Below are 22,396 nucleotides of genomic sequence, written 5' to 3'. Positions count from 1 at the left end.
TCACGGCCAAATGATTTAAATTTTCAAATATCCCAGTATGAGAGCCTCAACAGAAATCAAAGTGTAAGGCCATAGCATCAAAGGGCGACAATATGCCAAACAGAACGAAGCCGGCATTATATATTAATTATGTATACAGCAGCAGAGAATCAATCAGACTGAAAATTTGTCATGCAAACAAGACAAAATGTCAGAACTCGGCTACGGGCATGTATTTTGATTCTCTGATAGCAGACAATCGTAAAAAGATTGTATTCAGGAATAACAAATAAGAAAAAGAAAAGAAAGGAGACTATTATATGACATTCGACAAATTCACAATCAAAGCGCAAGAGGCTGTTCAGGAGGCAGTTAACACCGCACAACGCTCAGGACAGCAGTCGATTGAGCCGGTCCACCTGCTCAAGGGCCTTATGAACAAGGCTAAAGACGTCACCAACTTTTTGTTTCAGAAACTCGGTGTAAACGCCATGCAGGTTGAGACAGTGGTTGACCGTGAGATTAGCCGCTTGCCACGGGTTCAGGGCGGACAGCCTTATCTCAGCAACGAGAGCAACAGCGTGCTTCAGAAGGCCGTAGACATATCGCAGAAAATGGGCGACGAGTTCGTCAGCGTTGAACCTGTAATGCTGGCATTGCTTGATGTAAACTCTACGGCAAGCCGCATAATGAAAGATGCAGGATGCACCGAGAAGGAGATGCGCGCAGCCATAAACGAGCTGAGGCAGGGACAGAAGGTGCAGTCGCAGTCGGCTGACGAAAACTATCAGAGCCTGGAGAAATATGCCAAGAACCTGGTTGAGGAGGCACGTCAGGGCAAACTCGACCCTGTGATTGGCCGTGACGATGAAATTCGTCGTGTACTTCAGATTCTGTCACGCCGTACAAAGAACAACCCTATACTGATAGGTGAGCCGGGAACCGGTAAGACAGCCATCGTTGAAGGACTGGCTGAGCGTATAGTCCGCGGCGATGTGCCGGAGAACCTGAAAGACAAGCAGCTCTACTCGCTCGACATGGGTGCGCTGGTTGCCGGAGCTAAATATAAAGGAGAGTTTGAGGAGCGTCTGAAGAGCGTCGTCAAGGAGGTTACCAACAGCAACGGCCGTATCATCCTATTCATAGATGAGATCCACACGCTGGTTGGTGCCGGAGGAGGCGAAGGCGCTATGGATGCCGCCAACATTCTGAAGCCTGCGCTTGCGCGTGGCGAACTGCGCAGCATAGGTGCAACGACACTTAACGAATATCAGAAGTATTTTGAGAAGGACAAGGCTCTTGAAAGGAGATTCCAGACCGTCATGGTTGACGAGCCTGACGAGCTTAGCGCAATAAGCATACTGCGTGGTCTGAAGGAGCGCTACGAAAACCACCACAAGGTGCGTATTCAGGATGATGCCTGCATAGCAGCCGTCAAACTGTCGGAGCGTTACATCAGCGACCGTTTCTTGCCTGATAAGGCCATCGACCTTATGGACGAGGCTGCAGCTAAGCTGAGAATGGAGCGCGACTCTGTGCCTGAGGAACTCGACGAGATTACGCGTAAGCTGAAACAGCTCGAGATTGAACGCGAGGCCATCAAGCGTGAGAACGACCAGCCTAAGATTGAACAGCTCGACAAAGAGATTGCCGAACTGAAAGACCAGGAAAAGGTGTTCCGTGCCAAATGGGAAGGCGAGAAGGCTCTCGTCAACAAGATTCAGCAGGACAAGCAGCAGATAGAGCAGCTGAAGTTTGAGGCTGAGCGCGCCGAGCGTGAAGGCAACTATGAGCGTGTGGCCGAGATACGCTACAGCAGCCTGAAGAAACTTGAAGACGACATCAAGAACATTCAGGATCAGCTGCGCAACACACAGGGCGGCGAGGCAATGGTGCGCGAGGAAGTTACAGCCGACGATATAGCTGAGGTGGTAAGCCGCTGGACAGGAATACCCGTAACGCGAATGATGCAGAGCGAGCGCGAGAAGCTGCTGCACCTTGAGGAGGAACTGCACAAACGTGTTATAGGTCAGGAAGAGGCCATAACGGCAGTGAGCGACGCCGTTCGCCGCAGCCGTGCCGGACTGCAAGACCCGAAGCGCCCGATAGCTTCGTTCATCTTCCTCGGCACTACCGGTGTAGGTAAGACAGAGCTTGCAAAGGCGTTAGCTGAATATCTGTTCAACGATGAGACCATGATGACGCGAATAGACATGAGCGAATATCAGGAAAAGTTCAGCGTCAGCCGCCTTATCGGAGCGCCTCCGGGATACGTTGGCTACGACGAGGGCGGACAGCTCACCGAGGCAGTAAGGCGCAAGCCTTACTCGGTTGTGCTCTTCGACGAGATAGAGAAGGCTCACCCGGATGTGTTCAACATCCTGCTTCAGGTGCTCGACGACGGCCGTCTGACCGACAACAAGGGACGTACCGTAAACTTCAAGAACACTATCATCATCATGACTTCTAACCTTGGAAGCCAGCTGATACGTGAAGACTTGGAGAAGCACGGCGGAAAACTCGACAGCCATGAGCAGTCGATGCTCAACAACCAGCTGATGACGCTGCTGAAGAAGACCATACGTCCCGAGTTCCTCAACCGTATTGACGACACGATAATGTTCCTGCCGCTGACGAAGGAGCAGATTGCCGGAGTGGTTAAGTTGCAGATGGACTCTGTAAGGAAGATGCTTGAACCGCAGGGCTTCACTCTCGAATACACCGACGCAGCCATCAACTGGCTTGCCGACGCAGGCTTCGACCCTGAGTTCGGTGCCCGTCCTGTAAAGAGAGCCATACAGGAGTATGTGCTCAACGACCTCTCAAAGAAACTTCTTGCTGAGGAGGTTAGCCGCGAGAAGCCGATAATAATCGACGCCAACGGCGCAGGACTGGTGTTCAGAAACTAAGGATAAATATGCATAATCGAACATTTCTTAAAAGAAGGGACGGATAAGTAATTTTATCCGCCCCTTTTCTTTTATAATTATAAACATAACTATCAATAACGGAGGGAGGCTCCCCAGGTGCGACAAGCATTCAAGTTATTATGAAAGCGGCAATACCTTTATGTGGACGTACCCGGGGATAGGTTCCTACATTTTTATCAATGTTACACAAGATTAAAGGCACCTATTTTTGCGCAAAAAAGCAAAAAACAGAAACATTAGCTCCATGCAATGCAACACTTTGAAACAGAATAAAGACATTAACGGCAATAATGTAGAATTAAATTTGTAACTTTGCAGAAACGTAACATCAGCAGTGCCTTACATAACATTTAAGCCACTCTGATGAGAAATACAATTAAATAATATGCCTGACAAGATATATAGAGAGACAAAACGAAAAAAGATAAATACCATGAAAAAACTATTTATATCGCTGACCATAATGCTTGCCGCCACACTGGCCTATGCACAAGAGACGTTCAAGAATCCCGTGGTGTGGGCGGATATGCCCGACCCTGACGTGATACGCACGGACGACGACTTCTGGCTCGTAACCACAACAATGCACCTCATGCCGGGCGCACCGATAATGCACTCTAAGGATTTGGTAAACTGGGAGACGGTGAGCTATCTCTTCGACAGGCTCGACGAAACGCCAAAATATAATATGCAAGGCGGAACTGTTTACGGACGCGGACAATGGGCCACGTCGATAAGATACCACAACGGCACATTCTATGCCCTGTTCTCACCCAACGACGAGCCGTTCCGCTCATTTGTCTACACAACAAAAGACCCGCGCAAGGGATGGACGCTGCACTCTCGCCTGCCACACTTTCACGACGCATCGCTGTTCTTCGACGATGACGGGCGTGTGTATGTGTTCAGCGGAACAGGCAAACTGACCGAACTCAACGCCGACCTTACGGCCAAGAAGGATGGCGGCGTGGACATCACGCTCAACGTGCGCGACGAAGAGGAGAACAATCTGCTCGAAGGCAGTCGCGTGATAAAGCACGACGGACGCTATTATCTGCTCATGATTTCATGGCCGAAGGACAAGCCGCGCCGACAGCTGTGCTACCGTGCCGACAAGATAACCGGACCTTATGAGAAGAAGGTGATACTTGAAGACAACTTTGCCGGCTTCCCCTATGCCGGACAGGGCACCATCGTTGACGACGGACACGGCAACTGGTATGGCTTCATCTTCCAGGACCGCGGAGCCGTAGGCCGCGTGCCGCTGCTCATGCCGTGCCGCTGGACCGACGGATGGCCTATGCTCGGCAACGTGAACGGCAAAGTGCCTTTCGTGATGAACAAGCCTGTGCAGGACTTTAAAGACATAGACATGGTGGTGAGCGACGACTTCAACGGCGACACGCTCGACCTGAAGCACTGGCAATGGAACCATAATCCGGCCAATGATTTTTGGAAGTTATCCGACGGACGCCTGCGTTTGACCACATGTAGAGTGGTCGACAATCTGTATATGGCACCCAACACGCTGACCCAGCGCATGGAAGGGCCTAAATGCAGCGCATATATAGAGATTGACTTCAGCGGCATGAGAGACGGCGACCGCGCCGGACTTGCCGCATTCAACGGCCACTCGGGCATAATGGCAATAGAGAAGGACAACAGCAAGACATGGCTGACCGTAACGCAGACTCAGGTGAACCTTACAGAGAAGGAGCATCTCGTGAGCAGTGTTGACACGCAGGAGAAGGCACGCATAAGCATAACAGGCAACAGAATTTTCCTGCGCATCGACGGTGACTTCAACCTCGGACGCGACATAGCTACATTCTATTACAGCACCGACGGAAAGAAATGGACGGCTATAGGCGGAGAGTTTAAGATGAAATTCGACTACCGCCGCCTGTTCATGGGCACAAGATATGCCCTGTTTAACTATGCCACGAAACAGCCGGGAGGACACGTAGACATAGAAAAATTTGTATATAAGAAAGAAGAAAAATAAGACATAAGCCCATAATGACAACAAGGATTGCCATAATAGGCGGCGGCGCGGCGGGATGCTTTGCCGCAATATGCCTGAAAGAGCGCATGCCCGAAGCATGCGTAACCGTATATGAGAGCGGAAACAAGCTGCTGGCAAAGGTGGCCGTAACGGGCGGCGGACGCTGCAACCTTACCAACTCGTTCAGGGATGTGAGGAGCATCGAGGCTGTTTATCCGCGCGGTTCACGACTGATGAAGCGCCTGCTGCGCGAGTTTAGTAATGTTGACGCCTTCAGATGGTTTGAGAGCAATGGGGTAAGACTCGTAACGCAAGACGACCAGTGCGTGTTTCCAGTATCGCAAGACGCCATGGAAATTGTCGGCACACTAACACGGCTGATGCACCATAGAGGCGTAAAGATAAAGACACGGCACAGGGTAAGCAAGATTGAACACATCTCCGAGAATGAAATAAACAACAATGACGGCTGCCGTTTCAGTATAAGTTTCAGCGGAAGCGACGCGCCGGAGGAACATGCCGACATAGTGTTGGTAACAACAGGAGGCAGCCCGAAGACAAGTGGACTTGATTTTCTGCGGGGCCTCAACCTCGACATCGTGCAGCCTGTACCGTCGCTGTTCAGCGTATGTCTGCCGAAAAACAATGTCACCAAACTGATGGGCACCGTCGTAAACGACGTTACCGCAGGCCTCACCGGCACCAAGCTGAAAGCCACCGGACCGCTGCTGATTACCCATTGGGGCATGAGCGGACCTGCCATTCTGCGCCTTTCGTCATACGCCGCACGAATTCTGCATGATGCCGAATACAAGGCGGAGCTGTGGATAAACTGGTTTGGCGACATGAATGAGCCGGAGGTGGCAGACGTGATAAGCGAGATGGCTGCAGAAAACAAGCAGAAACAGATTTCGAACATATACCCTGCACACCTAAACAGCCGCCTTTGGGAGCATCTGCTGACACAGAGCGGACTGAAACCCGAAATGAGATGGGCCGAACTTGGCAGCAAGGGCCGCAACCGCCTTGTGGCAACACTGACAAACGACAGATACAGAATAGACGGCAAGAACAAGTTTAAGGAAGAGTTTGTTACCTGTGGCGGCGTTGCCCTGGGCAACATCAGCGCAAAGACTCTTGAATGCAAAAGCCACGAAGGACTGTATTTTGCAGGCGAAGTGCTCGACGTTGACGCCGTAACAGGAGGCTTCAACCTTCAGGCGGCATGGACAATGGGATATGTTGCGGCAAAGTCTGTTGCAGAAAAATACGGGACACTATAGTTTCAGTCAGACAAATGCAGGCTGGATAAAAAACAAAATAAAGGAACACCAGGCGCCTGGTGTTCCTTTATTATTATGATACTTTTCTAATTAAAGCACCTTCTTGTACAGTTCAACGATCTGCTCCTCCGTAACGTCACGCGGGTTACCCGGAGTACATACGTCGGCAATGGCCTGAGCGGCGAGAGCGGGAATGTCGCTCTCCTTAATGCCAAGGTCAGACAGATGCTGAGGTATGCCCACACGGATGGCCAATGCCTTGACAGCATCGCATGCAGCCTGTGCAGCCTCCTCGGCAGTCATGCCCGTAGTGTCAACACCCATTGTACGTGCAATGACACCATATTTCTCTATGCAGCAAGGCATATTGAACTCCATAATCGTGGGCAGAAGCAGTGCGTTGGCAACTCCGTGGGGAACATCAAAGAGCGAGCCCATCGGGTGAGCCATGCCGTGAACAAGGCCAAGACCTACGTTAGAGAATGCCTGAGCGGCGATATACTGAGCCAGAGCCATGCCCTCACGCCCTACAGGATTCTGCGGTTCCTCAACGGCTATAGGCAGATTCTCGGCTATCATCTTTATGGCCTGCAGCTCATACATGTCAGACATAACCCATGCGCCCTTTGTGATATATCCCTCAATGGCATGTGTCAGAGCATCCATACCCGTTGCGGCGGTGAGTCCCTTCGGCAGAGAATACATCAGTTCGGGGTCAACAATGGCAACGGCAGGAATGTCGTTGGGGTCTACGCAGACCATCTTTTTCTGATTTTCTTCGTCAATAATAACATAGTTGATGGTAACCTCGGCACCTGTACCTGCTGTTGTAGGCAGCGCTATGATTGGCACCGACTTGTTTTTTGTAGGTGCACATCCCTCGAGCGAAACAACATCGGCAAACTCAGGATTGGCAACAACGATGCCTATACCCTTGGCTGTGTCCATAGACGAGCCTCCGCCGATAGCGATGATGCAGTCGGCACCAGACGCCTTGAATGCGTCAACGCCCTGCTTAACGTTAGTAACCGTAGGGTTGGGCTTTATCTCGCTGTATATGTCGTATGCAAATCCGGCCTCATCAAGAACGTCGGTAACCATCTTTGCTGTACCAACTTTCAACAGTCCTTTATCTGTTGCAACTAATGCCTTGTGAAGATTAAGACGCGCCAATACTTCCGGCAACTGCTTGCGTGCACCGGCTCCGAAGTAAGAAACTTCGTTGAGAATAAATCTGTTAATCATGTTTTTTAATAAAAAGAATATTGGTTAGTAATTAATAATCTCATTTGCAAAGTTACGAAATTTATTTTATTATTGCGTGTGATAATACATTTATAACTTTACATGGGTAATTTTCACAACCTTTCACAAGACTAAGATTATAAAATTTCTTGCCACTTATTATTAAGGTTGTCGAATGTCAAAACAGTCTAAGAACATAACTTCCTTAGACTTTGATATTTTTTAAGACAACAATCACAACATATTATCCAGACGGCGCCATTACGCCTCTGGATATGAAAAGAAAACAAATACTATCAGCAAGCCATAAACGTCTACAAATACAATGACACCCAATCATTCAATTATTTCAATAATTTTCTCTCGCCATTATCACCACTTTCCAATATACTCATCTGATGAATGGCTATTTGGTTAAGTTTTATAAGCCGTTCGCTTTGAGAAATGCCTTGTTCTATAAACACAGCATTCAGGTTCTCCATATTAGACAGGCAAATAAGCTCATTGACGGTAGCATAATCACGAATATTACCATTCAAATCAGGATTGGCTTCTCTCCATTGTTTTGCCGTAATTCCAAACATAGCCACATTCAATACGTCTGCCTCATTTGCGTAAATAACATTTGCTTGTTTCTGAGTAACTTCATTTGGAATAAGATTATGCTTGATAGCATCAGTATGTATACGGTAATTGATTTTTGACAGTTCACGTTTAGCCGACCAGCCCAACTGACGAAGTTCGTCGGTCTTCAGACGCTGAAACTCTTCAATCAAATATAACTTGAATGTAACACTTATAGCAGAGCCAAACTCAAAAGCAATATCTTTATGCGCATACGTACCACCATAACGTCCCTTTTTAACAAAAATACCGATGGCATCGGTACGTTCTATCCATTCTGAAGCACTAAGAACAAAAGACGGCAGACCTGCATTTCTTCTAAAGTGGTCAAATTCGACCACTTTAAAATTTGGGTTATGGATAATTTCCCACGTTCCAAGAAATTCTATTGTATAACGATTTCTTATCCAATTCTTAATGACATCAGCCGACCTGCTGTCGCCTTCTTTTGCTGAAGCCATGTCTGTAAGGGATATGTAATCTTGGTCTTCCCTGTGAAAAACATTTATTTGTGTGTTTTGAACCGTTATTTTTACCATTATAATCAATGTTTTTGAGTTTCCTCACAAAGATAACGATAATTTATGAAAACATAGCAGCCGGAACAATTTTTCAATATCATTCTTTGATTACTCTGATTGTATTCTGTGAACATGTTTCTACCTTATAAGCTGTAATTAACCACTTGAAAACATAAAAAATGCCTGCCAAGGACAATGTCTGGGCAGGCACAGAGAGCCGCACGGCGGCGGATTTAATAACTCTTATTTAGTAACGATGATGCCTCCTAAAGGCTGCATGGTAACTTTGAGCATGCCTTTAGAGTCAACCTTCACGGTTTTAAGCGCAGACGAAGCTATGGCCTCGCCCTTTTTCTTCTTGTTGTCGGCATAAAGTTTCACCTTCTGCCCGGCAAACATGGGCAGACAGACGGTCAAGGTCATCGGCTTGCCGGTGCCGTTGAGTCCGCCTACATACCAGTCGTTGCCGTGGCGGCGGGCCATAACAACATATTTTGTCGGATATCCGTCGATAAAGTGTGTCTCGTCCCATGCAGCAGGCACGGTCTTCAGAAAGTCTTTCTCAAACTGCGGCAGACTGCCGATATTGTCGGGCTGAACGGCTATACACTGCACGCTGGCCTGATTGGTTATGGCCGTAGCCATCTCAAACACGTCGGTCGTGCGGCGATAGTTGCCGCTGTCGGTGCCGCGCCCCATGCGGTGCTTCATTATCACTCCGCCCCAGTCCATGCTTCCAATGGCGTTGCGTGAGAAGGGGTGCATGGTGAGCTCGAAGCCTTCGAGGTCGCAGTGTCTCTGCGAGAAATATACATTCTCTGATGCGAGCACGGCCTCGCTGCCCACATAATTGGGATACATGCGCTCCCAGCCACGCGGAATGGTGCATCCGTGGAATATCACCTGCAACCCGTAGCGGTTGGCATCGCTCAATATGTCTTCATAAAGGCGCATCGTCTCCTGCTTGTCGCCGCCGAAGAAGTCTACCTTTATGCCTTTCACGCCGATGCTCTTCAGCCATTTCATCTCGCGCTCGCGTGCCACGGCCGTATTCATACAGTGGCGCGGCGACTGCGGAGCGTCGTTGGCAAAGCCGTTGGAGTTATACCAAAGCAGCAGACTAACGCCCTTTGACTGCGCGTAGCGGCTCAGCTCTGCCATGCGGTCGCGCCCTATGTTGACATCCCATGCGGCATCAACAAGCGTATACTCGTAGCCCATCTCGGCAGCAAGATCGATGAAGGCCACCTGGTCGTCGTAGTTGATCGAGTTGTCCTGCCACAGCAGCCAGCTCCAAGTGTAGCGGCCGGGCTTGTAGTCGGTTGAAGCCTCATACTTCGGTTCAACCACATCAAAGGACACCGTTGTCTCAACAATAGGCTTCAGCGTCCTGCCAACGGTAACGGTGCGCCACGGCGTTGAGCCAGGCACGGGAATGGCGGCAAACTCGCTCCCGAATCCGTTGTTCTCGCCCTTGTCGGGAAAAGCCACCGTGTAGCCACGGCCCTCGGCATAGTCGCTGAGATGTGAGCCGCAGTAGCCGGCGTCAACACCGGTCTCGCTCACCAGCGCCCATCCGTCGTTGCCGATGCGGAACAGGCACGGAAAGGTGTATCCACGGCCAAAAGCCGACTTCACGTTCATGGGCGCGTCGGCCGTATAGTCTTCCTCATAGCTCGGCTTTGTGCGCATCCATCCGGTCATGGGACCTATCTGCGGACACAGAAATGTGGTGGTGTTTTCGGGGAAGTTGAAGCTGCTCGCCTCACTGTATATCACGGCGCAGCGGCAGTCGCTGCCCTCTATCGGCAACAGGGTGTAGCGATATGCAAGGTCGTTGTCCGACACACAGAACGTAACCTTTATCTTCTTGCCGTCTTCTTTTCTGAAAACCACGTCGAGCCTGTTGGCCACATAATGCACAGACGATGTCTTTGTCCTCGTTATATCATACTTCTTGTCTATCTTGCTTTCTTCAGAATCTACGATTGTCAGCCCCGAAGTGAAGTCGGCAACATCAGTTTTCAGTCCAAGAGCCGACCTGCCGAGCATGGCCGTACCGTCGTAATTCACCTCATACTCAGGCTTTCCGCCGTCATCAGATATGCTGACAACGAGTTTGCCGTCGGGCGACTTCACATCCACCTTGGCCGCATCTGCGCCCAAGGAAGCCAATAAGACAAATGATAAAATAAACAGGTTTTTCATTTTTCTCTATATTTTTTATTCTCAGTTTTAATCATATTAAGCCACATTCAGCTTCACCCCTGCCCCTATGTCCTCAGCAGCAAGCCTATAACACAAGGCCAGAGGGTCTGCTGCCACGCTGCACCACAAAAGCGGAACGGCAGACAAGGCACCACAAAATTACAAAAATATTTGCAAACGCGATAACACATAATCGACATAATTTATACAAATAAAAAACATTGCCTCGCTGCCGGAAGCCCCGGCAGTGTCTACCATACGCTGCGCCATCCATCTTCCGGTCTGCAAAAGGTGGCAAATCAGCGTCTGAAAGCATACCTTTTGCATGCCAAAAGGACACATATCGCAACGTAAAAGGTATGCTTTTGCAGAGGCATAGCAACATAGCCCCAATATGACAATCAAACCGCATGCGTCTTAATTCAGCACGCACGCAGACGCTGTCAACCGGCAACAGGAAACAACAATGAGGAAAAATCTTAATAACTATTTTGGATAAAAAGATTTTTCAACAGACTCATCACTCATCACATCGGCATATAAGACACTGTATTTCAACACTTTATAGCGTGACGAGTTGCATTTTCAACTCGTCACAGCCTCCCATTACGGGCTGATTTTGGCGTAAATTATACTTGAATTATATGAAAAACCGGCCGAAAAACATGTTGCATGATGAGCCGTGATGAGTTGAAAATGCAACTCATCACACTATAAAAAGCTGACAGTCAGGATATTAACATCACTTGTGACGAGTGATGAGTTTTTACAAAAAAACTTTTATCGCCATAGCGTCAAGACAGACCGCAATTAATGTCGCACGGCTATACCGAAACGGAAAGAATCACAAAGGGGCATAAACGAAAAAATGCCCCGATACCACATCGGAGCAAATTCTTTCTGTTTGAATGTCTTAGTCTTTAGTATTAATGTAGCATGTAATTCTGAAAATCTTTATTATCGTGAGCAAAGGTAGACAAAAAAATTGACACAAATCAAAAATATATGTAGTTTAGTCAAAAAAACTACGTAAACGTTTACGGAATATGATTATATTTTATAACTTTTTAGACGAAAATAAAAACAATTTGTCAGCACCGCTAAACAGCCCGTAACGTTAAGCAAGAGTTAAGAGTTTCGTTTTATTTTGTATTTCAACATAAAAAATGTAACTTTGTATTTATTATGTATCAAAGATTGAAATCAACTGATGAAAGAATTTGTAATCTCTGAAGTAAAAGCCGAAACGGCCATACTGGTAGGACTGATAACCCAGGAACAGAACGAAGCCAAGACAAAAGAGTATCTCGACGAACTGGAGTTTCTGGCAGATACTGCAGGCGCCGTAACCGTAAAGCGGTTTACGCAGAAAGTGGGCGGCCCTAACCAGACCACGTATGTAGGCAAAGGAAAACTTGAAGAAATAAAACAATATATAAAGGATGAGGAAGACGCCGAACGCGAAATCGGAATGGTGATATTCGACGATGAGCTGTCGGCCAAGCAGATACGCAACATCGAAAACGAACTTAAGGTGAAGATTCTTGACCGCACTTCGCTCATCCTCGACATATTTGCCATGCGCGCACAGACAGCCAACGCCAAGACGCAGGTGGAGCTGGCACAATACAGATACATGCTGCCGCGACTGCAGCGACTGTGGACTCACCTTGAGCGCCAGGGAGGCGGAAGCGGCTCGGGCGGCGGAAAAGGTTCTGTGGGACTGCGCGGACCGGGTGAGACTCAGCTCGAGATGGACCGCCGAATAATCCTTCAGCGCATGTCGCTGCTGAAGCAGAGGCTGGCCGAAATAGACAAGCAGAAGACCACACAGCGCAAGAACAGGGGCAGGCTTATACGCGTGGCTCTCGTGGGATATACCAACGTGGGCAAGTCGACCACGATGAACCTTCTGGCCAAGAGCGACGTGTTTGCCGAGAACAAGCTGTTCGCAACGCTCGACACCACGGTGCGCAAGGTGGTCATTGAGAATCTGCCGTTCCTGCTCGCCGACACAGTGGGATTCATACGCAAGCTGCCCACCGACCTTGTAGACTCGTTCAAGAGCACGCTCGACGAGGTGCGCGAGGCCGACCTGCTGCTGCATGTGGTAGACATATCCCACCCCGACTTTGAGGAGCAGATAAAGGTTGTAGACAACACGCTGAAGGATCTCGGATGCGCCGACAAGCCGTCGATGATAATCTTCAACAAGATAGACTCATACACATGGGTGGAGAAAGACCCTGACGACCTCACTCCGGCAACGAAGGAGAACGTTACGCTCGACGAACTGAAGAAGACGTGGATGGCAAAACTTAACGACAGCTGTCTGTTTATCTCGGCAAAGAACAAGACTAACATTGACGAGCTGAGAGAGACACTATATAATAAGGTGCGCGAACTGCACGTGCAGAAGTATCCTTATAACGACTTCCTTTATCCGACAGAATAAAAACTTAATGCTATGGACGAATACAGACTGCTGACCAACGAGGAGATAAGTATCCTCGAAGACAACGGATGCATGGCTGAAGACTGGACAAGCATAAATGTTGCGGCCGACTTCAAGCCTACTTACATAAAGAATGTCAACTTCTATGGCGACGTGTTTCTGGGTGTGTTCGAGAAGAACATAGAGGTGTCCAACGGCTTTATAAGACACTCGGGCATAAGAAACGCCACGCTGCGCAACGTGAGCATTGGCGACAACTGCCTGATAGAGAACATTGGCAACTATATAAACAACTACGCCATAGGCGAAGAATGCTGCATCTGCAACGTGTGCACCATGGAGACAACGGCCGAAGCCACCTACGGCGAAGGCAACACCATATCCGTGCTTAACGAGGCCGGCAACGGCAACGTCATACTGTTCAGCGGACTGACGAGCAACCTGGCGGCGCTGATGATACGCAACGCGGCCGACAAGGAGTTTACGGCGGCAATAAGGGGCATCGTGAAAGACGACATAGAACGCAGGGCGAGAGAGAAAAGCACTGTGGGCAACAACGTGAAAATAGTGAACACGGCCGAGATAACCAACACGCACATCAGCGACAACTGCGAGATTAACGGGGCAAGCCGCATAAGCGACTGCACCCTGGCATCGGGTCTCGAGGACAACGTGTTCATTGGTTCGGGCGTTATATGCGAAAACTCTATCGTCACCGACGGCTCTGCCGTACTCAACGGCGCCAACATAACCAACTGCTTTGTGGGCGAGGCATGCCAGATAACAAACGGATTTACGGCCGAAAGCAGCCTGTTTTTCGCCAACTGCTACATGAGCAACGGCGAGGCGTGCGCCGCCTTCTGCGGCCCGTTCTCGGCAAGTCATCACAAGAGCACGCTGCTCATAGGCTGCATGCTCTCGTTCTATAACGCAGGCTCTGCCACCAACTTCAGCAACCATGCCTACAAGATGGGACCTATACACTACGGATGCCTTGAACGCGGAACAAAGACGGCAAGCGGCTCTCATCTGCTGCTGCCGGCCAACATTGGCGCCTTCTCGGTGTGCCTGGGCAAGATAACCAACCATCCCGACACGAGGAACCTGCCGTTCTCGTATATCATATCAGACGGAAGGGAGACCTTCGTCGTACCCGGAATAAACATCACCACCGTAGGCCTATACCGCGACATACGCAAGTGGCCGCGGCGCGACGTGAGAATACAGAGCAGCCGCAAGAGCCTGATAAACCACGACTGGCTGAGTCCGCTGACCATAAACGAGATTATGGCGGGCAAGAAGACTCTTGAACAGATGCGTGAGTCTCAAGGTGAAGACACGGCCTTCTACACCTGCGGAGGATGCAAGATAAGCCGCAACTCGCTCGAACGCGGCATCCGGCTCTACGACATGGCAATAAAGCTGTTTGCCGGCGACGTCGCAGCGGGATACGACCTTACGGCTGAAGGACGCGACTGCGGCACGGGCGAATGGGGCGACCTGGCAGGCATGCTGCTGCCCGAACAGGAAGAGCGCAACATAGTGAACGCCATAAGCAACGGCTATCTGCGCAGCACTGCCGACATAGACATGTTCATGAAAAACGTAAACGAGCGCTACGGCGAATATCTCATAACATTCACACGCAACATCATTGCATCACAACTCGGCACTGACGACCTGACCGAAAGCGGCATAGAGCAGATTATACAGCAAGGAAGGGCTGCCAAGGAGGCATGGATAAGCGAGATACGCAAAGACGCCGAAAAGGAATACAGCATGGGCGATGTGGAGCATGCCGTGCTCGAAAAGTTTATCACACAGCTTGAGGAAGAATAACGGAGAAGGCGCGGACAATAACGGAAGAAAAAATCTAATAAAGGAAAAACTGAATTATAACAACAGCAATGAAAAATTTTAAGGTATTCATTTATGTATTTCTTCTCATGTGCGGACTATCGGCCGCAGCCAAGGAATACAAGTATCAAACCGTCAAGGGCGATTTGATGAACACAAGGATTTACACCCTCGACAATGGTCTGACGGTGTATCTGTCAGTAAACAACGAGAAGCCGCGTATACAGACGTATATCGCTGTGCGTACCGGAAGCCGCAACGACCCGCCTGAGACGACAGGTCTGGCCCACTATCTTGAGCACATCATGTTCAAGGGTACACGCAACTTCGGTACCATCGACGCTGCTAAAGAGGCCGTGCTGCTCGACTCTATACAGAACCGCTTTGAGGTTTACCGCACTCTGAAAGACTCTCTTCAGCGCCGCGCCTACTATCAGCAGATTGACAGTCTGTCGCAGCTTGCAGCCAAATACTTCATCCCCAACGAGTATGACAAGCTGATGTCGTCTATCGGTGCTGAGGGAACCAACGCCTATACGAGCAACGACGTTACATGCTACGTTGAGGACATACCTGCCAACGAGCTTGAAAACTGGGCTAAGATAGAGTCTGACCGTTTCCAGAACATGGTTATACGCGGATTCCACACTGAGCTTGAAGCCGTATACGAGGAATACAACATCAGCCTCGGAAACGACAACCGCAAGCTGTTTGCAGCCTTAAACGCCATGCTCTTCCCCGGACACCCCTACGGCACACAGACCACTATCGGTACACAGGAGCACCTGAAGAATCCGTCGATAGTAAACATCAAGAATTACTTCAGCCGCTATTATGTGCCAAACAACACGGCTATCTGCATGGCCGGCGACTTCGATCCGGACAAGGCAATAGCCATAATAGACAAATATTTCGGCACATGGAAGCCCAACCCCAACCTCTCACAGCCCGAATATGCGCCTATACCTGAACGCACTGCACCGGCCGACACAACCGTAGTAGGCCAGGAGTCTGAGCGCATATACATGGCATGGAGATTCGACAAGGCTGCATCTTTCCAGAACGACACACTCGACGTTATCTGCGACATGATGTCTAACGGCAAGGCCGGACTGATGGACCTCGACCTCGACCAGCAGATGAAATGGCTCGGCGGCGGTGCTTTCACTTATCCGCTGGCTGAATATTCAGGATTCGTAATGGCCGGATTCCCCAAGGAGGGTCAGTCGCTCGACGACGTCAAGGGGCTGCTCCTGGGTGAGATTGAGAAGATAAAGAAGGGCGAGTTCAGCGAGAACCTGCTGAAGGCCGTCATCAACAACAAGAAACTGCAGTTCTACAACACTCTTGAAAGCAACGAGGGACGTGCCAATATGTATGTAGACGCCTTCATCAACCGCCAGAAATGGAGCGACGTGGTAGGCAGACTCGACAGAATTTCAAAAATAACAAAGCAGCAGATTGTAGACTTTGCAAACAAATACTTCAAAGATAATTACATCGCCGTTTACAAACGTATAGGCGAAGACACATCTATCAAGAAGATCGACAAGCCGCATATCACCGCGATACCTACCAACCGCGACCTGCAGAGCGCATTTGTTACAGAAATCGTAAACTCTAAGACAGAGCCCATACAGCCTAAATTTGTTGACTTCAACAAGGATCTTACAAAGGGCGAGACTAAGAAAGGCCTGCCAGTGCTCTACGTAAAGAACACCGAGAATGGCCGCTTCATGCTGAACTATTACTACAAATTCGGCGAGACAAGCAACAAGTGGCTGCCCTACGCTACTGAATACTTCAACTATCTCGGCACAGACAAGATGACTGCCGAGCAGCTGAAACAGAAGTTCTACGAGCTGGCTTGCTCTTACAGCATCAACGTAGGCTCAAGAACCCTGCAGGTAAGCATCAGCGGTCTGGCAGAGAATATGACCGAAGCCATGACACTCATGGAAGACTTCATTGCCAATGCGAAGGTTGACAAGGAGGCTTATGACAAATATGTAGGCATTGTTGAAAAGTCGCGCGCCGACAATAAACTCGACCAGAGAGTGAACTTCAACAGACTGCAGCAGTACGGAATGTACGGTCCTTACAATGGTGCACGCAATATGCCGTCGTCAACAGAACTGAAGGAGATGGATCCGCAGAAACTTGTAGACATGATAAAAGACCTGAAAAACTACAAGCACAGCATTCTGTACTATGGCCCGATGGACCTGAAGACTCTTACTGCCACTATCAACAAGAAGCACAAGACAGCCAAGAAGCTTGCCGACGTGCCGCAGAACAAGCCTTATAAGCTGCAGCAGACTGCTCAGAACGAAGTGCTCATCGCTCCTTATGACGCAAAGAACATATACATGATTCAGTATCACAATGAGGGCAATACATGGAACGCAGAGCAGGAGCCGATAGCTGCACTGTTCAACGAATATTACGGAGGAGGCATGAACACCGTTGTATTCCAGGAGTTGCGTGAGGCACGCGGCCTTGCCTACAGCGCTTTCGCAATGTACGGCACACCAAGTTACAAGGACGACACTGAATTTGCATATACATACATCATCTCACAGAACGACAAGATGATGGACTGCATCAACACGTTCAACAGCATTTTGGACACCATGCCGCAGTCAGAAAAGGCATTTGAGCTGTCAAAGCAGGCACTGATGAAGCGTCTTGCCACATCACGCACAACCAAGACCGGCATTCTCAACGCATACATCAACGCAGAAAACCTCGGCATCGACTACGACATCAACAAGAAGATTTATGAGGCTGTGCCCTCACTGACACTTGAGGATGTTGCTAAGTTTGAAAAAGAGAACATGGCAAACAAGCCTTACCGCTACATGATTCTCGGCGATGAGAAACAGCTCGACATGAAGGCTCTTGAGAAGATTGGTCCTGTTAAGAGACTTACAACTGAAGAAATCTTCGGATATTAATACACAACGCCGCCCGGGACACACGTTCCGGGCGGTTTTGTATCATAATCAGACTGACTGTAAGATTACTTATTTGCATAAATCAAGAGCAACCGTCAACAGGCGGCTCATAAACCGACAAAAGGGCTCATAACGTTACACCCAAGACGGCAAAATTATATACACCACAAACAAACTTAGGATTAACAAAAAACGATTGGGCGCGCTGTATCTATGCAGCGCGCCCAATCGTTTTATACGTAATATAAACATCACTTCTGCTCCCCGCCTCTGAGCAGTATGTAGCCCAGCACTCCGCCAAGTATCGAGGCGGCAAATATTCCGAGCTTTGCCTGAATGAGGAAAGTTTCGTCTACAAAGGCGAGAGTAGATATAAACATAGACATTGTGAAGCCTATCGAGGCAAGGAAGCCCACGCCCACAAGGCGGCGCATCGTCATCGAGTCTGACGCCTTTGCAATCTTCAGGCGTGTCAGCAGCACTGTTGACAGCACAATGCCCACGGGCTTGCCTATCAGCAGACCAAGCATTACGCCCAGCGCAACGTTGTTGGCCATAACGGCGTCGAAGCTTATGCCCTCGAAAGATATGCCGGCGTTGGCAAGCGCGAATATCGGCATTATGACAAACGACACGAGCGGATGCATAGAATGCTCAAGACGCTGAAGCGGCGGAATGGCGTCGCGCGAGTCGCTCATCATGCGGTCTATTATCTCCACCTGCTCATGCTCGAGCGTAGACACGTCGTTAGGCTTTGCCTCTCTGAACTGGTTGATAAGCTTTGAGGCGCGCGCCAGATACACAGGCTCTGATATGCGTGCGTCGGCCGGTATCATAAATGCCGCCAGCACGGCAGCGATAGTGGCGTGTATGCCCGACATGAGGAAGGCTATCCACACGCCGCCGATGCCCAGCACGCCATAGAATATAACATTCTTAACGCCCAGCTTGTTGGCAATGAACATGGCGAGAAGGAACACCACGCCGACGGCTATGCTCGCGAACGAAATCTCAGAAGTATAAAACAGCGCTATGACAAGCACCGCCCCGAGGTCGTCGACAATGGCCAGTGTAGTAAGGAAAACCTTGATAGACAACGGCACCCTGCTGCCAAGCACATAAAGAATGGCCAACGAGAAGGCTATGTCCGTAGCCATCGGTATGCCCCACCCGCTCGCCGTGTCGCCTCCGGCATTAAGAGAGAAATATATAAGGGCAGGCACTATCATTCCGAACACGGCCGCACCGATAGGCAATATGGTGTTGCGCACGTCGGCAAGCTCGCCGCCAATAAACTCGCGCTTAAGTTCCAGACCTACCACAAAGAAGAACATGGACATCAGTCCGTCGTTAATCCAGTGGTGAAGACTGTAATAAAGATAGTTGTCGCCGTTGAACACAAAGCCGAGCTTATGTTCAAAGAAATGAAAATAGCTGTCGCTCCAAGGAGAGTTTGCCAGCACAAGGGCAATAACAATACTGATGCCGAGCACTATTCCGCCCGACTTTTCCTGATTGATGAAATGCTGTAAAGGCATTATCAGTCTGTGGTTGATTGTGTCTTGATATTGTCTCATCATAACTAAAAAATGTTTATCTCTTCACGCTGCCGCGGCTATACACTGCAAGACGCAAAAGAGGCTGTTATCCATGCGGGCAAAGTTACGGAAAAACATTGAAAAAATTTCCATAATAATAGAATGATTATTATTTTTTTGTAAATTTGCATCGGATTGAGAAAACTCTATCCAAGACATGTTAGAAAGAAGAAGCGTTATGCTTATCTTGTACTTGAAAACGTAGGAAATTTTCAAATTTCTTACTCAGATGGCATAGTGGTTAACAAACATACTGCGAGAGCTGTTATCACTAATCTGTATGTGAGGTTTCTTATAACTTCCAAATAAATATGTGGTTGTATATTCACGAATATATATAAACAAAACTGATAATTTATAAAAATGAATCTTATTAAGAAACTTGTATTTTTTCTCTTGTTGATACTAATATCAACCCAAGGACTATTTGCACAGGATTCTTCACAAATAGAGAATTTTATATCTTATTTTAGAGACAATGCTAAGTCGTTAGATCCAATAGAGGGCTTATACGATTTTGATATCACTTATAACATTTGGTCAAATTATGCAGGTAATGAAACATTTACACAGCATTTAAAGTGTATCATTAAATTTCTTTCCCAAGAAGATGGAGAAAAAGTCTTTTTTATACATTCTTTTTCTAGAGATTTAGAAGGGCTTGTTGGCGACATCAGTAAATTGGGAGATTCTGGATATTATAAATTTAACCGTTTGGATCGTCAGGGAAAATCTCATATGACAAATTTTAAAATGAGAGATTTCTTTTCTTTCTTCATTAAAGAAAACCCAATAACAAATAATAGTGCATCGATGCAAGTTTGTGTAACTGCTACAAAGATATTTCCAACAAAAGAGGTATATGTAGAAAGAGATTCCAAAAAAGAGATACAAGAATGGTCTGGAACTGGTTTTGCTCTTCAAAACGGATATATTGTAACAAACTATCATGTAATTAAAAATGCTAAGACAATATCCGTTCAAGGTGTAAGCAGTAACTTTCAGGAAAAATATAATGTAACAGTTATAGCTACGGATAAGTATAACGATCTCGCATTATTACAAATTTCAGACAATAGATTTAATGGTTTTGGTGCTATACCATATAATGTTAAAACATCTGTCTCTGAAGTAGGTGAAGAAGTTTTTGTTTTAGGTTATCCTTTAACTAGCACTATGGGAGATGAGATAAAATTAACAACAGGAATTATAAGTTCAAAAACTGGATTTCAAGGTGATGTGTCTTTATATCAGATTTCAGCACCTATTCAACCAGGTAATAGTGGCGGTCCTTTATTTGACAAGAATGGAAATCTCATTGGTATTGTAAATGCAAAACATGAAGGTGCTGAAAACGTAGGTTATGCCATTAAAACATCTTACTTGAAAAATTTAATTGAAAGTTCTATTTCTACTTCAATATTACCAAATAACAATCGAATATCTAGACTACCATTAACAGAAAAAGTAAAGAGTTTGAAAAATTTTGTATACTTTATTAAATGTTCATCAAGAAATAAATAGATAAAAATGTCTGTATTATTTGATCAATTTAGTTATCGTATAAATAGATTTTCTGATGGTTTATATTATGACCGTTGGCATGGGCATGTCTTTCCTGAAATATCTACACCAGAAAAACTATATTTTTTAAATAGAATTATTTCTATATTATTAACACATGACAAACTCTTCATTAGAACAGACTCAATAGAAGAAATGATTGAATGTATTGGATTTGATGCATTCAGAATGCTTTATAATAGAGGTGAAATTGTGATTTTAGACAATTGGTGGGTACCAGCTTTTATGTATAACGGAGACTCTGTTTTATATATGAATATGCATCAAGAGCAATATCAAGACAAGATTTGCTCTCGCCTATTTAAGCGCAAAGGTTCTGAGGCATCACATTTTATAAACTCTGTTTTAAAGAACGTATGCAATACTTCCGATTCAAATACATTTAACTATTGGGACTACATAGCACAAGAAAATATGTATGAAGATTTTTCTTTCAATGATAGAATTCGCGCTCTTTTGAAAATTAAATCTGAAAATATTACATCCATTTCAAATGAAGATGACACTTGGTCTGCTGTAAGATTATGCTTGTTTGAACGAAGTTTAGAATGGTCTAAACAATTAAAGACAGATGAGATTTTACTTGAAAAGGAAGCAAAACGATACTTATTTTATAAAAGTGACATTTATAATGACAGTATTATTCAATATTTCAACCAAGTTCTTCATTCTAAAAAAATTCCAGATTTATCAATTTTATATTTTAATAAGATAATTTCAATGAAAGATATTATTCGAGTTAGAGATAATATTGCTTTTGGAAAATTTACTTCTTGGTTGGAAAGTCACAATTATAATGTTAGAGAATTAGAATCTGCTCTATTAAATGGATACTCAAATAATAAACAAATTGAAAAATGGTTTAGATGGGCCATTGTTAGTTGTGCATCATTAGCTTTACCACTTGGGACAATCTCAACACTTTCCAGCATAGGATTAAGTTTTCTTGATCAACTTTTACCTCAATTTTCCGGGCAAAAGATTCCTAATTTATATTTTGATAGCATTTTGTCAAAAAGATTTAAAATTGGTCGTATGAACAGGAAATTGGGTTTTTGAACTATTGGTATCTAGTATTTCTTTGATGTGTTTTTATTATTTCTATTTACTTAACCATATATAAGTAGAGGAACTACCGAAATGACATTAA

The 22,396-nt window shown here is 46.9% G+C and carries 12 protein-coding genes; 8 read left to right on the top strand and 4 right to left on the bottom strand.

Going from position 1 to position 22,396, the window contains the following annotated elements; all coding sequences use genetic code 11:
- The first annotated feature begins 299 nt into the window (after window positions 1-299).
- The 3 genes from clpB to EJL04_RS00315 all read left to right on the top strand — a co-directional run bounded on the left by clpB (window position 300) and on the right by EJL04_RS00315 (window position 6,197).
- Window positions 300-2,888 (top strand): ATP-dependent chaperone ClpB, encoded by a 2,589-nt coding sequence (gene clpB, locus EJL04_RS00325; protein ID WP_125103816.1) that lies wholly within the window; start codon window positions 300-302, stop codon window positions 2,886-2,888.
- A 454-nt stretch (window positions 2,889-3,342) separates the two neighbouring features.
- The gene (locus EJL04_RS00320) at window positions 3,343-4,914 is read left to right on the top strand and encodes a glycoside hydrolase family 43 protein (RefSeq protein WP_125103815.1); all 1,572 of its coding nucleotides are present in this window, start codon (window positions 3,343-3,345) and stop codon (window positions 4,912-4,914) included.
- A 14-nt stretch (window positions 4,915-4,928) separates the two neighbouring features.
- Window positions 4,929-6,197, top strand: a complete 1,269-nt coding sequence (locus EJL04_RS00315) for a BaiN/RdsA family NAD(P)/FAD-dependent oxidoreductase (protein WP_125103814.1) — start codon at window positions 4,929-4,931, stop codon at window positions 6,195-6,197.
- 90 nt (window positions 6,198-6,287) lie between these two features.
- Here EJL04_RS00315 and fucO read toward each other — a convergent pair whose 3' ends face one another.
- The 3 genes from fucO to EJL04_RS00300 all read right to left on the bottom strand — a co-directional run bounded on the left by fucO (window position 6,288) and on the right by EJL04_RS00300 (window position 10,795).
- Complete coding sequence (fucO, locus tag EJL04_RS00310) at window positions 6,288-7,442, bottom strand: lactaldehyde reductase (protein WP_125103813.1); 1,155 nt, start codon at window positions 7,440-7,442, stop codon at window positions 6,288-6,290.
- Between the two features lie 344 nt (window positions 7,443-7,786).
- A complete protein-coding gene (locus EJL04_RS00305; protein WP_021853923.1) occupies window positions 7,787-8,605 on the bottom strand; it encodes a KilA-N domain-containing protein in 819 nt (272 codons plus the stop codon).
- 225 nt (window positions 8,606-8,830) lie between these two features.
- Entirely contained in the window at window positions 8,831-10,795 is a 1,965-nt protein-coding gene (locus EJL04_RS00300; protein WP_125103812.1) for a glycoside hydrolase family 97 protein, read from the bottom strand.
- A 1,210-nt stretch (window positions 10,796-12,005) separates the two neighbouring features.
- Here EJL04_RS00300 and hflX point away from each other — a divergent pair.
- From hflX to EJL04_RS00285, 3 genes are all read left to right on the top strand, one after another.
- Window positions 12,006-13,250 (top strand): GTPase HflX, encoded by a 1,245-nt coding sequence (gene hflX, locus EJL04_RS00295; protein WP_125103811.1) that lies wholly within the window; start codon window positions 12,006-12,008, stop codon window positions 13,248-13,250.
- A 12-nt stretch (window positions 13,251-13,262) separates the two neighbouring features.
- The gene (locus EJL04_RS00290; protein WP_125103810.1) at window positions 13,263-15,089 is read left to right on the top strand and encodes a DUF4954 family protein; all 1,827 of its coding nucleotides are present in this window, start codon (window positions 13,263-13,265) and stop codon (window positions 15,087-15,089) included.
- 68 nt (window positions 15,090-15,157) lie between these two features.
- Window positions 15,158-18,064, top strand: a complete 2,907-nt coding sequence (locus EJL04_RS00285) for a M16 family metallopeptidase (RefSeq protein WP_053397440.1) — start codon at window positions 15,158-15,160, stop codon at window positions 18,062-18,064.
- A 251-nt stretch (window positions 18,065-18,315) separates the two neighbouring features.
- Here the strand turns inward: EJL04_RS00285 and nhaA are convergent, their stop codons facing one another.
- Window positions 18,316-19,644, bottom strand: a complete 1,329-nt coding sequence (gene nhaA, locus EJL04_RS00280) for a Na+/H+ antiporter NhaA (protein WP_125103809.1) — start codon at window positions 19,642-19,644, stop codon at window positions 18,316-18,318.
- 381 nt (window positions 19,645-20,025) lie between these two features.
- On the opposite strand from nhaA, the gene EJL04_RS00270 reads away from it, so the two are divergent.
- Together EJL04_RS00270 and EJL04_RS00265 are read left to right on the top strand one after the other, a co-directional pair.
- A complete protein-coding gene (locus tag EJL04_RS00270) occupies window positions 20,026-21,186 on the top strand; it encodes a S1C family serine protease (protein WP_125103808.1) in 1,161 nt (386 codons plus the stop codon).
- Between the two features lie 6 nt (window positions 21,187-21,192).
- Window positions 21,193-22,305, top strand: a complete 1,113-nt coding sequence (locus EJL04_RS00265; protein ID WP_125103807.1) for a hypothetical protein — start codon at window positions 21,193-21,195, stop codon at window positions 22,303-22,305.
- The last annotated feature ends 91 nt before the right edge of the window (window positions 22,306-22,396 follow it).

It is taken from the genome of Prevotella marseillensis (assembly GCF_900625065.1).
Classification (GTDB): domain Bacteria; phylum Bacteroidota; class Bacteroidia; order Bacteroidales; family Bacteroidaceae; genus Prevotella; species Prevotella rara.
Note: the sequence above shows the minus strand (reverse complement) of the source record. Positions and strands in the feature narration are given on the sequence as shown.